The organism is Nocardioides sp. BGA-UO-ETr-FS32 (genome assembly GCF_059567905.1).
On sequence record NZ_JCAQOX010000012.1, the window covers coordinates 34,468 to 46,999 of the forward strand.

A 12,532-nucleotide genomic window follows, 5' to 3' on the forward strand; every position below is an offset into this window, starting at 1 on the left:
GTCAGTTGTAGCTCCTGCGCTGGTCCGGCGGAGGGATGGAGCCGCCCTTGTACTCGACGGGGATGCCGCCGAGCGGGTAGTCCTTGCGCTGCGGGTGGCCCGGCCAGTCGTCCGGCATGAGCACCCGGGTCAGAGCGGGGTGGCCGTCGAAGACCAGCCCGAACATGTCGTACGTCTCGCGCTCGTGCCAGTCGAGCGTGGGGTAGATGCTCACCAGGCTCGGCACGTGCGGGTCGCTGTCCGGCGCGGTCACCTCGAGCCGGATGCGGCGGTTGTGGGTCATCGACGTCAGGTGGTAGACCGCGTGCAGCTCGCGACCGGTGTCCTCGGGGTAGTGCACCCCGCTGACGCCGGAGCAGAACTCGAAGCGAAGCGCCTCGTCGTCGCGCAGCATCTGCGCCACGAAGGGCAGGTCCTCGCGGCGTACGTGGAAGGTGATCTCGCCGCGGTGGACCACGACGCTCTCGATGGCCGCGGTGAGCTCGGTGGCCTCGAGGCGCGCCTCGAGGGCACCGGCGACCTCGTCGAACCAGCCGCCGTAGGGCTTCTGCGACGGGGCCGGGAACACCTTGGCGCTGACCAGGCCGCCGTAGCCGGAGGTGTCACCGGTGCCGCTCACGCCGAACATGCCGTGGCGGGCGCCGACGGCGCGTACCTCACCGGTCGGCGCGGGGACGTTCTCCGGGGACTTCTCGGGAGCCGGCTGCTCGACACCGCTGCCGGTGCCGGTCTCGGCCTTGGCCGCCTCGAGGTTGCGCTCCTCGGCCGGTCGGGCGCTCTCGTTGGCGTCGGTCTTGTCGTCGGTCACCGCAGCAGGCCCTTCATCTCCGAGGTGGGCAGGGCGCGCAGCGCGGCCGTCTCGAGCTCGGCGATCTCGTTGCGGCGGTTGACGCCCAGCTTGGTCTGCTGGACCTGGTCGTGCAGCTTGAGGATCGCGTCGATGAGCATCTCCGGGCGCGGCGGGCAGCCGGGGAGGTACATGTCGACCGGGACGACGTGGTCGACGCCCTGGACGATGGCGTAGTTGTTGAACATGCCGCCCGACGAGGCGCACACGCCCATGGCGAGGACCCACTTGGGCTCGGGCATCTGGTCGTAGATCTGGCGCAGGACCGGAGCCATCTTCTGGCTGACGCGACCGGCGACGATCATCAGGTCGGCCTGGCGCGGGCTCGCACGGAAGACCTCCATGCCGTAGCGGGCGAGGTCGTACTTCGGTCCGCCGGTGGTCATCATCTCGATGGCGCAGCAGGCCAGGCCGAAGGTCGCGGGCCAGAACGACGCCTTGCGCATGTAGCCGGCGACGCCCTCGACGGTCGTCAGCAGCACGCCGGACGGCAGCTTCTCTTCCAGTCCCATGGTCAGTCCCAATCCAATCCGCCACGTCGCCACACGTATGCGTAGGCGACGAAGACCGTGCCGATGAAGAGGACCATCTCGATCAGGCCGAACAGGGCCATCTGGTCGAAGTGGACGGCCCACGGGTAGAGGAAGATGATCTCGATGTCGAAGACGATGAAGAGCATCGCGGTGATGAAGTACTTCACCGGGATCCTGCCGCCGCCGATCGGCTGCGGCGTCGGCTCGATGCCGCACTCGTAGGAGTCGAGCTTGGCCCGGTTGTAGCGCTTGGGCCCGGTGAAGGCGCTGACGACCACGGAGAAGACCGCAAAACCCGTCGCGAGCAGCGCCAGGGCGAGGACCGGCGTGTAGAGCTCCATCATTCCCTTCCGGTGGACCTGCGCCGTCACCGAGAATGTGACTTTGTGAATGGCTTCACGAGTGGCGCGTGCCACAGTCTAGGACTCGGATGTCGGGTACGTCACGCGGGGGTCCGGACCAGCCGTTCGGGCCCGATTGCGGCCCTGACCTGCGGATTTAGGTGACGGAACCGTGCTCTAAATAGACCGGTGTCGCGCCGGGCCGGTCAGGCGGTGGCGCGGTGCAGGGCGACGATGCCGCCGGTGAGGTTGCGCCACTCGGGCCGCTGCCAGCCCGCCTCGGCGACCAGGTCGGCGAGCCCGGCCTGGTCGGGCCAGGCGCGGATCGACTCGGCGAGGTAGACGTACGCGTCCGCGGCGCTGGCGGTCAGCGAGGCGATCGCGGGCAGCGCGCGCATGAAGCCGTCCACGTAGACGGTGCGGAGGGCGCCGTTGGTGGGCGTGCTGAACTCGCACACGACCAGGCGGCCGCCCGGCCGGGTGACGCGGAGCATCTCCTTCAGGCCGGCGACCGGGTCGACGAAGTTGCGCAGGCCGTAGGAGATGGTCACCGCGTCGAAGGTGTCGTCGAGGAACGGCAGCCGGGTGCCGTCGCCGGCCACGAAGGGCAGCGCGGGCCGGTCCTTCTTGCCCTGCTGCAGCATGCCGACGGAGAAGTCGCACGGCACGGCGGTGGCACCGCGGTCGAAGAACGGCTCGCTCGAGCAACCGGTGCCGGCGGCGAGGTCGAGCACGAGGTCGCCGGGACGCGGGGCGACGGCCTCGACCATGGAGCGTCGCCAGCTGCGCTGGATGCCGGCCGTCATCAGGTCGTTGGTCAGGTCGTAGCGCCTGGCCACGGTGTCGAACATGCGACGTACGTCGGTCGGTTGCTTGTCCAGGTCAGCGCGGGCCACGTCGTGAGCGTAGGCGTCGGATCCACGGCACGTGCAACGCGGGGGCGTCGTACGGCGTCCCTATGATCGACCCGTCGTCGGCTTCCCGGGGGAGGAACCACATGCCACGTCTTCACGCACGTCTTCACGCACGTCTCATCGCACGCCGTCCTGCTCCACGCCTCGGCGCGCTCCTGGTCGCCCTGGTCGTGGCCCTGACCGGCCTGGCCGTCGTCGGCCCGTCGGGCGCCGCCAGTGCGGCTCGGGCCGACTTCGCCCCGATGCGGATCGGCGACACCGGCTGGCGGGTGCGCGAGCTCCAGAGCCGCCTGCACCAGCTCGACCTGCACTCCGAGGTCGTCACCAGCCGCTTCGACCGCGAGACCCGGGCCGGCGTCACGACCTTCCAGCGTCGCCGCGGCTGGAACGCCGACGGCGTCGTCGACGAGCGCACCTGGCTCAAGATCACCGCGATCACGACCGAGCCCACCACCGAGGCGCTCCACAACGTCTACACCCCCGGCAAGCCCCTGCTCCAGCGCGGCGACACCGGCCTGCGGGTCCGCCACGTCCAGGCGCGCCTCCAGCAGGTCCGCTGGTACGACGGCCGCGTCACCGGACGCTACGCCCGCTCGACCGTCGCGGCCGTCGAGGGCTTCCAGGCCAAGCGGCGCATCCCGGTCACCGGGCAGGTCGACCGCCGCACGCTCACCCGCCTCCAGGAGATGACGCGCACGCCGACCCGGGCCGAGCTCTTCAACGTCGTCGCCACCGGTCCTGCGCTGGACCCGCGGTGCACGACCGGGCGAGCGATGTGCGTGGACAAGACCTCGCGGTCACTGCGCTGGGTGGTCGACGGCGTCGTGCTCAAGACCGTCGAGGTGCGCTTCGGCTCCGACGAGCTGCCCACCCGCGAGGGCGCCTTCACGGTGTTCCGCAAGTCGCGCGACCACGTCTCCAGCCTCTACGACACCCCGATGCCGTTCGCGATGTTCTTCTCCGGCGGACAGGCCGTGCACTACTCCCCCGACTTCGCCGCCAACGGCTACGACGGCGCGTCCCACGGCTGCGTCAACGTGCGCGACCGCGCGGCGGTGGCGTGGCTGTTCGACCAGGCCCGGATCGGCGACAAGGTGATCGTCTACCGGTCCTGAACCCCGAGCCCGATCAGGCGCTCGGCGAGCCCGCCAGGGAGAAGGCGGCGTCGAGGCCCTCGCCCGCACGACCACGGCGCGGGAGGGACGCCTCGGACGCCTCGGCCCGGGTTGCCGCCGGGGCCTGCACCACGGCGTACTCGCGGGACAGCTCGAGCTTGACCGCGGGGTGGTGCGCGATCCGGCCGATCCGGAAGCCGAGCGAGGTCGCGAGACCGCTGATCGTCCGGTTGACGCGGGTGTCGAGCACGAGCACGCGCAGCCGGCCACCCCACCAGGGCCGGAGCGCCGCCACATCCGCGGCGAGCTTCCTCGCCCGCGAGCCCAGCCGGGCCTCGGCCACCTGTGCGGACATCGCGTCGAGCACCTCACGCGGCGTCGGGTGCCACGCGACACCGTCGACGGTGCCCGCCTCGAGCAGGTCCTCCAGCACCCGGGCGCTGGCGTGGTCGAGCAGGACGTGGGTCGGTGCGACGTGGGCGAGCGCCGCCTCGAGCTGGTCGGGCGACTCCACCCACGCGAGCGCGCACCCGGACGTGAGGTGGGCGTCGCGCGCGACCGTCGTGAAGCGGTCGGTCGCGGCCCCGGTCAGCAGCACGACGTCGTCGCCGGTCAGGTCGGACAGGGTGCCCGAGGACTCGGGGCGGAACAGCCAGGCGAGAGCCTTCTCGCGGGGCAGGCCGAGCACCGCGCCGGACGCCGCCCCCGTACGGGCGCTCGCCACCCAGCTCAGCAGGTCGGGCTGGCGCTTGCGGCGCTCGAGACCCATGCCCCGCAGCCGCTCCCACGAGCGGTCGTCGCACTCGAAGAGCTGCGCGTCGGCCAGCGCGGCGCGGCGCAGCAGGGCCAGTCGGCTCTCCTCGTCCACCACGACCAGGCGCACCTCGACCTCGTCGAGGAGCCGGCCCACCTCGTGGGCGTCGAGCTCGTCGGGCAGCAGCAGCGGCACCGCTCCCGCGAGGCGGGTGGCGAGCTCGAGCTCGAGCTGGCGGATACCGGTCGGGACGCGGATCACCACCACCTGGCCCGGGTTCACCCCGGCCTCGATCATCCCGGCGGCGCCGTCGATCACCCGGCGGTAGAGCTCGTTCCACGTCAGCGACGACCAGGCCCCGCTCCGCTGCTCCATCACCGCGACCTCGAGCGCGCGGTTGCGGGCGTGCCGTTCCAACCGGACGAGAGGAGGTTCGTCGACGGTCACGGGGGGGCTCCTAGGTGGCTCGCGTTGTCGAAGCAAGGTAGGTGACGTACGCCTCTCCTGTTCGCCGTTTGGCCGATCTCACGTCACCGCGCTGTGCGCCCGGGCGTAGGCTCCCCCCTCGTGACGACCCCCGCGTCCGCTCCCTCCACCGGACCTGCTGCGCCGCTTGTCGTGCGCACCGTCCCCGTGGACCTCGCGGACCTCCCGCTCCTCGACCTGCTCCCCCGCGAGCAGCCGGTGAGCTGGCTGCGCCGCGGTGAGGGCCTGGTCGGATGGGGTGTCGCCGCCCGCCTGGAGACCTCGGGACCGACCAGGTTCAGCGACGCGGTGAAGTGGTGGGCGGAGACCGTCGCGCGAGCCGACGTCGAGGACCACGTCGGCGAGCCGGGCACCGGCCCCGTCTGCTTCGGCACGTTCGCGTTCGCCGACGAGCCCGGCGACTCCGTGCTCGTGATCCCCCAGGTCGTCGTCGGACGGCGAGGTGACCGGGCGTGGCTGACGACGGTGTCCGTCGACGCCCCGACGCTCGCGCCCACGCCCGCCCCGGCCGCGCCGGTGGGCCTGGTCTTCTCCGACGGAGCCCGCAACGGCGAGGAGTGGATGTCGGTCGTCGCCGAGGCCGTGCGACGCATCGGCGCCGGCGACCTCGAGAAGGTCGTCCTCGCCCGTGACCTCATCGCCACCACCGACGAGCCGCTCGACGTCCGCTGGCCGCTGCGCCGCCTCGCCTCGCAGTACGAGATGTGCTGGACGTTCCACGTCGACGGCCTCTTCGGTGCCACCCCGGAGATGCTGGTGCGGCGCGAGCGCGGACTGGTGACCTCCCGCGTGCTCGCGGGCACGATCCGGCGTACGGGTGACGACGAGCGCGACCTGGCGCTGGCCGCGACCCTGGCCCGGTCGTCGAAGGACCTCGAGGAGCACGAGTACGCCGTGCGCTCGGTCGCCGACGCGCTCGAGCCGCACTGCTCGTCGATGAACGTGCCGGAGGCGCCGTTCGTCCTGCACCTGCCCAACGTGATGCACCTGGCCACCGACGTCAACGGCGTCGTCCACGACGTCGCGACCTCGCTCCAGCTCGCCGAGTCGCTGCACCCCTCGGCCGCCGTGGGCGGCACCCCCACCCCGGAGGCGACGCGCCTGATCGAGGAGATCGAGGGGATGCCGCGCGACCGCTACGCCGGCCCGGTGGGCTGGATGGACGCGTCGGGCGACGGCGAGTGGGGCATCGCGCTGCGCTCGGCGATGGTCACCGACCGCGGCGTACGCCTCTTCGCCGGCTGCGGCATCGTGGCGAGCTCCGACCCGGAGGCCGAGCTGGCCGAGTCGCAGGCCAAGTTCGTGCCGGTCCGCGACGCGCTCGAGACCGGCTGAGCCGGACGCTGGCTCAGAGGTCCTGGCCGGGCTCGCGCCGCTCGAAGGCCAGCCCGTCGGGCAGCAGGTTGCCCATGTGGGTGGCGACCATGTCGAGCCCGATGTCGCTGTAGACGCGGTCGTGGATCGCCAGTGACCGGGGCGCGGCGACCTCGCGCACGAAGTCGACGGCCTCGCTGACCTTGAGCCACGGGGCGCTCACCGGCGCGAGGAGCACGTCGACGGCGCGGCCGGGCGGCGTCAGCGCGTCGCCCGGGTGGTAGACGCTGGCCCCGCCGGACTCGAGCACGTAGCCGGAGTTGTCGAACCGGTCGTAGTCGGGGTGGATCACGGCGTGCTTCTCGCCCACCACCTGCACGGCCGTCCCCGCGACCTCGAGCCGGTCGCCGGGGCGTACGACCGTCACCCGCGCGGCCACGTCGGGCGCCTGCTCGCGCAGCAGCCGCTCCACGGCGGCGATCGTCCAGATCGGCACGTCGCGCCCACGCAGGTGGTCGGGATGCACGTGGTCGGCGTGCTCGTGGGTGATCAGGACGGCGTCCGCGCCGTCGAGGGCGGAGGCGTCGGTGAACACCCCGGGGTCGATGACCACGACACCGCCGTCTCCCTGGACCCGCACGCACGCGTGGCCGAACTTGGTGATCCGCATGCCCCCACCCTAGGCGCGTCGAGATCACGCCGAATCGTCCGACGGGAGGGACGGAAGGTTAAGGTGGGGCCGCCTCCGACGGGTGGAGTGCCCTGGGGGAATCACCAATCGCACCCGAGACGAAGAGAGTCCTACATGTCTGCACGCCGCGTGCTCGCAGGCAGCGTCACCGCGCTGCTCCTGCCCGCGTCCCTGCTCCTGACGGTCGAGACCGGCTCGGCCTCCGACTCCGCGGCTCGCCCCGCGTCGACGTCGGTGACCAAGAAGGCCAGCCAGAAGATCTCCCTGGAGGTGCTCCCGCAGATCGTCCAGCAGGGTAAGCGCACCGCCAGCCCTGACTCGGCCAAGGCCGGCGTCACCGCCACCATCAAGCCGGTCAAGGTCGGCCGCAAGGTCGTCCTCGAGCAGCTCAACGGGTCGTCCTGGAAGAAGGTCGACACCGCCAAGCAGGAGAAGTCCGGCCGGGCCCACTTCTCCGCCGTCGTCTCCAAGGGCGGCGCGGCCGTGACCTACCGGGTCACCGCCATGAAGTTCAAGGGCCTCAAGAAGGTCACCAGCAAGACCGCCGACACCTCGCAGTGGCTGGTCCCGACCTTCACCGACGAGTTCTCCGGCAGCACGCTGAGCCCGGTGTGGAGCATGCGCGGCCAGGACTACGAGCCGACCAGCAAGCGCAAGTGCTCCAAGGGCGACCCGAAGGCCGTCAAGGTCACGGGCGGCGCCCTGCGCCTGAGCGTCATCAAGGACCGCGCCAAGAAGGGCAAGTGCCTGGCGAAGTCGCGCAAGCTGAAGAAGAAGATCGCCTACCGCCTCAACGGCCACGTCGGCACCAACGGCGGCTTCGACTTCAAGTACGGCGTCGCCGCGGCCCGCATCAAGATGCACAAGAGCCAGGGCCAGCACGCCAGCTTCTGGTCGCAGCCGACCAACGAGAACGGCCCGCACTCGGACGGCCACGAGATCGACGTCATCGAGTACTTCGGCGACAAGCACCCGCAGGGCGGCCTCACCAGCTTCATCCACTGGTACAAGGGCAAGCGCCTGATCAAGACCGGTTCGTGGATCAAGGACTCGAAGTCGTTCCTCAAGAACAAGCGCGACGGCTGGTCGAAGAACTACCACGTCTTCTCGGTCAAGTGGGACCCGAAGAAGATCGTCTTCTACATCGACGGCAAGGAGACCTGGCGCACGTCGGCCCGCGTCTCCAAGGAGCAGCAGTACCTCATCCTGAGCCTGCTCGCCTCCGACTACGAGGCGCTGGAGATGTCGGACAAGAAGCTGCCGCAGCACATGTACGTCGACTGGGTCCGCGTGTGGGAGACCCCGCAGTCCTGATCGGCTGAGCAGCCTCGCACCACCACGATCCGCGCGTTGGTCCCCTCAGGGGGCCAGCGCGCGGATCTTTTCGTCCAGCGCCCGGCGGTTGTCGCGGCGTACGCGCGCCTCGACGACCTCGATGCCGCCGTTGGGCGAGGCGAGCGCCTGCTCGAGCTCGGGCAGGCCGGTGACCCGCAGGTGCGGCACCCGCGCGGCCGCGCACAGGCTCGCGACGTCGACGCCGTGCGGCGTGCCGAACAGCGTGTCGAAGCGGTCGGCGTGCTCGGGGGCGCCCTGCTCGAGGGTCGCGAAGATCGACCCGCCGTCGTCGTTGACGACCACGATCGTCAGGTCGGGGCGCTCCTCGCGCGGGCCGAGGAACAGCCCCGTCGTGTCGTGCAGGAAGGTCACGTCGCCCATCAGCGCGAACGCTCGCGACGACTGCGGCCGCCCGAGCGCGGCGCCGATCGCGCTCGAGGTGGTGCCGTCGATGCCCGCCAGGCCGCGGTTGGCGATGACCTTGCGGCGTCCGCCCACGTCGTACGGCGCGACCATCAGGTCGAGGTCGCGGACCGGGTTGGACGCGCCGACGACCAGCAGCCCCCGCGGCGGCAGGGCGCGACTGACCGCGCCGGCCACCTCGTGGGGCGTGAGGTCGGGCTCGGCGGCGAGGAGTCGGTCGAGGTCCCGGGACGTCGCGCGGTCCGCTTCGCGCCAGGCCTCGAACCAGGCGGGGTCGTCCGGCGTCGTGACGTCGACCTGGTCGGCGTCGCGAGCGACGGGGAACGGCCGCTCCGGCCACATGCCGCGGTGGCGCACCGAGACGACCTCCACGTCGTCGCGGGCGAGGAGGCGCGAGACCGGTCGGGACAGGGTCGGGTGGCCGTGCACGACCACCCGCTCGACCCGCCGCCCGAGCTCGCCGGCCAGGAGCAGGCGGTAGGTGCGGATCACGCTGTCGCCGGTGCGGCAGCCACTCGACGGCTCGGCGAGCAGGGGCCAGGCGGCCTTCTCGGCCAGCACCCGGGCCGGCGGGCCGGCGTCGTCGCCGGCCACCACGACCGTCCGCGGGCCCTGGTCGAGGACGAGCCGCTCCATCGGGAGACCGACCGCCGGCACGGCCCATTCGGGCGCTTCTCCCCCGTCCCAGCCCCGGTCGTCGGGCAGCAGCGGGTCGTCGAGCTGGACGTTGAGGTGGATCGGACGCCGGCCCTCATGACCGCGGACGAACGCGAGCAGGTCCTCGAGGTCGGCGGCCGCCACGTCGAGCGTCGGCGCGAACGTGCCGAAGATCCCCACCTGGTCGGTGGTCTGGTTGGCGCCGGTGCCGCGCAGCCGGGCGGGGCGGTCGGCCGTCACCACGACGAGCGGCACTCCGGCGTGGGCGGCCTCCATCACCGCGGGGAGGAGGTGGGCCACGGCAGTGCCGGAGGTGCAGACGACGGCGGCGGGCCGGTTGCCGACCTTGGCCAGCCCGAGGGCGAGGAACCCCGCCGTACGCTCGTCGATCCGCGTGTGGAGGCGCAGGCCGCCCGCCTGCGCGGCGTCGTACAGCGCGAAGGAGAGCGGCGCGTTGCGCGAGCCCGGAGCGATCACGACCTCGCGCACGGCCGACCCGCGCAGCGCGGTCACCACCGTGCGGGCGAGCCGGGTCGAGGGGTTGGTCATGTCGGCTGATCCTGCCCCACCGACGCCAGCCGGGCGCGCCAGTGCTCGGCGCGGTCGGTGGGTGCCGCGAGCCGGGCTAGCGCCTGGTCGTCCACCTCGGGCCGGCCGGTGCGCAGCATCCCGTCGACCGGGAGCAGCGGGTCGACGGCGACGTCGTCGGTCAGCATCTGCACCGTGGCCAGCCCGCACGCGTGGTGCAGCTCGGGCAGGGCGGCAGCGAGCGCGACCCCGGCGGCGATGCCGACGCTCGACTCGATCGCGCTGGACACGACGACCGGGAGCCCGATGTCCTCGGCGATCCGCAGGCACGCCCGTACGCCGCCGAGGGGCTGGACCTTGAGGACGGCGATGTCGGCGGCCTCGAGGTCGCGCACGCGGTAGGGGTCCTCGGCGCGGCGGATCGACTCGTCGGCGGCGATCGGGACGTCGACGCGGCGGCGTACGACGGCGAGGTCCTCGACGGACATGACCGGCTGCTCGACGTACTCCAGGCCGCCGGCGGCACGGTCGATCGCGGCGATCGCGCGCACCGCCTCGTCGACGTCCCAGGCACCGTTGGCGTCGACCCGCACGAGGCCGTCCGGCCCCAGCGCGTCGCGTACGGCCTCCACGCGGGCGAGGTCGTCGGCGAGCGTCTGGCCGCGCTCGGCGACCTTGACCTTGGCGGTGCGGCAGCCGCCGGCGGTGACGATGGCGTGGGCCCGCTCCGGGTCGGTCGCGGGGACGGTCACGTTGACGGGCACGAGGTCGCGCAGCGGCTCGGGCCAGCCCTCGTCGGCCGCCTCGCGCGCGCACGCGAGCCACGGCCGCGAGGTGGCGTCGTCGTACTCGAGGAAGGGCGAGAACTCCCCCCAGCCGGCCGGGCCGCGCAGCAGCACGCCCTCGCGCACGGTGATCCCGCGGAACCTCGTGCGCAGCGGGATCGAGAAGACGTGCAGGTCGCGCATCAGAGGCCGGCCCGGACGGCCTGGCGGTCCACCTTGCCGTTGGGCAGCAGCGGGAGGCTCTCGACCCGGCGGAACTCGCGAGGGGCCCACGAGCGCGGGTGCTCCATGCTGATCCAGTCGCGCAGCTCGGCGTCGGGGACGCTGCCGACCACGACGGCCACGAGCCGCTGGCCCCACTCCGGGTCGGGGACGCCGAAGACCTCGGCGTCGTGCAGGAGGCGGTGCGCGCGCAGGCGCGCGGCGACGGTCGCGAGGGGAATCTTCACGCCGCCGCTGATGACGACGTCGTCGATGCGGCCGGTGATCCGCAGCCGGCCGTCCTCGTCGAAGCGGCCCGCGTCGGAGGTGAGGAACCAGCCGTCGACCACCGACGCGGCGGTGAGCTCCGGGTCGTCGTGGTAGTGGCTGAACAGGGTGGGCCCCGCGATCCGTACGCGTCCCTCCGCGCCGAGGGTCACGCCCACGCCGTCGAGGGGGACGCCGTCGTAGACGCACCCGCCCGAGGTCTCGGACGACCCGTAGGTCGCGACGAGGGTGACGCCCTGCTCCTCAGCGCGCCTCCGCAGGTCGGGGTCGATCCCGCCACCGCCGACGAGGACGGTGTGGCACCGGGCGAGGGCGGCGACCTGCTCGGGGTTGCCCATGATCCGGTGCAGCTGGGTGGGCACCAGCGAGACGAAGGTCGGGGTGTCGCTGTGGTCGGCCGCCGCCGCGCGGCCGATGTCGAGGCCGTCCACGACGTACGGCTCGTGGCCCGCGACGAGCGAGCGCACGATGACCTGCACCCCCGCGACGTACGACGACGGCAGCGCGAGCAGCCACCGACCGGACTCGCCGAGCCGGCGCGCGGACGCCTCGACGCTGGCCAGCACCGCGCGACGCGGGACCACCACGCCCTTGGGCCGGCCCGTCGACCCGGAGGTCTCGATCAGCAGCGGGTCGGGGGTGTCGGCCTCGAGCCACCGCGACAGCTGCCGGATCGCGACGGAGGGCTCGTCCGAGGGCCGGAGGAAGCTCACACCGCGAACGCTAGCCGCTCGTCAGGCCGCGACGCGATGCGGCGAGGATGTCGCCATGCAACGGTGCAAGCTCCACGTCCTCGGCGCCAGCGGATCAGGGACGAGCACGCTCGCGCGGGCGCTGGCCAACCACTGGTCGGTGCCGCACGCCGACGCCGACGACTACTTCTGGGTGCCGACCGACCCGCCGTACGTCGAGAAGCGCGACGAAGCGGCCCGGGTGTCGCTGATGCGCGAGGTGTTCGTGCCCCGCGAGGCCTGGGTGCTGTCGGGCTCGATGGTGGGGTGGGGCGAGGCGGTCGTCGACGAGTGCGACGCCATCGTCTTCCTGACACTCGACCCGGACGAGCGGCTACGGCGCCTCGAGGCTCGCGAGGTGCACCGGCGGGCGGGCCGTGGCTTCGACGAGGACGCGTGGGCGGCCTTCCTGGACTGGGCACGCGCCTACGACGACCCGACCTTCGAGGGACGCAGCCGCGTCGCCCACGACGCCTGGCTCGCCGGGCGCGCCCAACCGGTGCTCCGACTCGACAGCGCGGCGAGCCCACAGGAGCTGGTGGACGCCGTGCTCGACTGGAGTCCCCCGCACCCGGCATAGGCTCGCGGC

13 protein-coding genes are annotated in these 12,532 nt (G+C 72.4%); 4 read left to right on the top strand and 9 right to left on the bottom strand.

Features of this window, described 5'->3' with window-relative positions; all coding sequences use genetic code 11:
• Position 1: 1 nt before the first annotated feature.
• The 4 genes from AC57BS_RS04885 to AC57BS_RS04900 form a co-directional block, all read right to left on the bottom strand.
• On the bottom strand, positions 2-808 hold the full coding sequence (locus AC57BS_RS04885) for an NADH-quinone oxidoreductase subunit C (protein WP_496410335.1): 807 nt from the start codon (positions 806-808) through the stop codon (positions 2-4).
• A complete protein-coding gene (locus AC57BS_RS04890; protein ID WP_496410336.1) occupies positions 805-1,359 on the bottom strand; it encodes a NuoB/complex I 20 kDa subunit family protein in 555 nt (184 codons plus the stop codon). Before AC57BS_RS04890 ends, AC57BS_RS04885 begins: the two co-directional genes overlap by 4 nt.
• A gap of 2 nt (positions 1,360-1,361) precedes the next feature.
• The gene (locus AC57BS_RS04895; RefSeq protein ID WP_496410370.1) at positions 1,362-1,721 is read right to left on the bottom strand and encodes an NADH-quinone oxidoreductase subunit A; all 360 of its coding nucleotides are present in this window, start codon (positions 1,719-1,721) and stop codon (positions 1,362-1,364) included.
• Positions 1,722-1,927: 206 nt separating this feature from the next.
• Positions 1,928-2,617, bottom strand: coding sequence for a demethylmenaquinone methyltransferase (locus AC57BS_RS04900; protein WP_496410337.1), 690 nt, complete (start codon positions 2,615-2,617; stop codon positions 1,928-1,930).
• Between the two features lie 101 nt (positions 2,618-2,718).
• Between AC57BS_RS04900 and AC57BS_RS04905 the strand changes: the two genes are divergently transcribed.
• Entirely contained in the window at positions 2,719-3,750 is a 1,032-nt protein-coding gene (locus AC57BS_RS04905) for a L,D-transpeptidase family protein (RefSeq protein ID WP_496410338.1), read from the top strand.
• 13 nt (positions 3,751-3,763) lie between these two features.
• Here AC57BS_RS04905 and AC57BS_RS04910 read toward each other — a convergent pair whose 3' ends face one another.
• The gene (locus tag AC57BS_RS04910; RefSeq protein ID WP_496410339.1) at positions 3,764-4,951 is read right to left on the bottom strand and encodes an AMP-binding protein; all 1,188 of its coding nucleotides are present in this window, start codon (positions 4,949-4,951) and stop codon (positions 3,764-3,766) included.
• 120 nt (positions 4,952-5,071) lie between these two features.
• Here AC57BS_RS04910 and AC57BS_RS04915 point away from each other — a divergent pair, with 120 nt between their 5' ends.
• Positions 5,072-6,325 (top strand): isochorismate synthase, encoded by a 1,254-nt coding sequence (locus tag AC57BS_RS04915; RefSeq protein ID WP_496410340.1) that lies wholly within the window; start codon positions 5,072-5,074, stop codon positions 6,323-6,325.
• 13 nt (positions 6,326-6,338) lie between these two features.
• On the opposite strand, the gene AC57BS_RS04920 is transcribed toward AC57BS_RS04915, so the two are convergent.
• Positions 6,339-6,974, bottom strand: coding sequence for an MBL fold metallo-hydrolase (locus tag AC57BS_RS04920; protein WP_496410341.1), 636 nt, complete (start codon positions 6,972-6,974; stop codon positions 6,339-6,341).
• A 135-nt stretch (positions 6,975-7,109) separates the two neighbouring features.
• On the opposite strand from AC57BS_RS04920, the gene AC57BS_RS04925 reads away from it, so the two are divergent.
• Positions 7,110-8,309: a glycoside hydrolase family 16 protein gene (locus AC57BS_RS04925; RefSeq protein ID WP_496410342.1), complete on the top strand. Its 1,200-nt coding sequence runs from the start codon at positions 7,110-7,112 to the stop codon at positions 8,307-8,309.
• A gap of 45 nt (positions 8,310-8,354) precedes the next feature.
• Here AC57BS_RS04925 and menD read toward each other — a convergent pair whose 3' ends face one another.
• The 3 genes from menD to AC57BS_RS04940 are packed head-to-tail and all read right to left on the bottom strand — an operon-like array spanning position 8,355 to position 11,925.
• The gene (gene menD / locus AC57BS_RS04930) at positions 8,355-9,959 is read right to left on the bottom strand and encodes a 2-succinyl-5-enolpyruvyl-6-hydroxy-3-cyclohexene-1-carboxylic-acid synthase (protein ID WP_496410343.1); all 1,605 of its coding nucleotides are present in this window, start codon (positions 9,957-9,959) and stop codon (positions 8,355-8,357) included.
• On the bottom strand, positions 9,956-10,906 hold the full coding sequence (locus AC57BS_RS04935; RefSeq protein ID WP_496410344.1) for an o-succinylbenzoate synthase: 951 nt from the start codon (positions 10,904-10,906) through the stop codon (positions 9,956-9,958). Before AC57BS_RS04935 ends, menD begins: the two co-directional genes overlap by 4 nt.
• The gene (locus tag AC57BS_RS04940) at positions 10,906-11,925 is read right to left on the bottom strand and encodes an AMP-binding protein (RefSeq protein ID WP_496410345.1); all 1,020 of its coding nucleotides are present in this window, start codon (positions 11,923-11,925) and stop codon (positions 10,906-10,908) included. Before AC57BS_RS04940 ends, AC57BS_RS04935 begins: the two co-directional genes overlap by 1 nt.
• 55 nt (positions 11,926-11,980) lie before the next feature.
• Here AC57BS_RS04940 and AC57BS_RS04945 point away from each other — a divergent pair, with 55 nt between their 5' ends.
• Positions 11,981-12,523, top strand: a complete 543-nt coding sequence (locus AC57BS_RS04945) for an AAA family ATPase (RefSeq protein WP_496410346.1) — start codon at positions 11,981-11,983, stop codon at positions 12,521-12,523.
• The last annotated feature ends 9 nt before the right edge of the window (positions 12,524-12,532 follow it).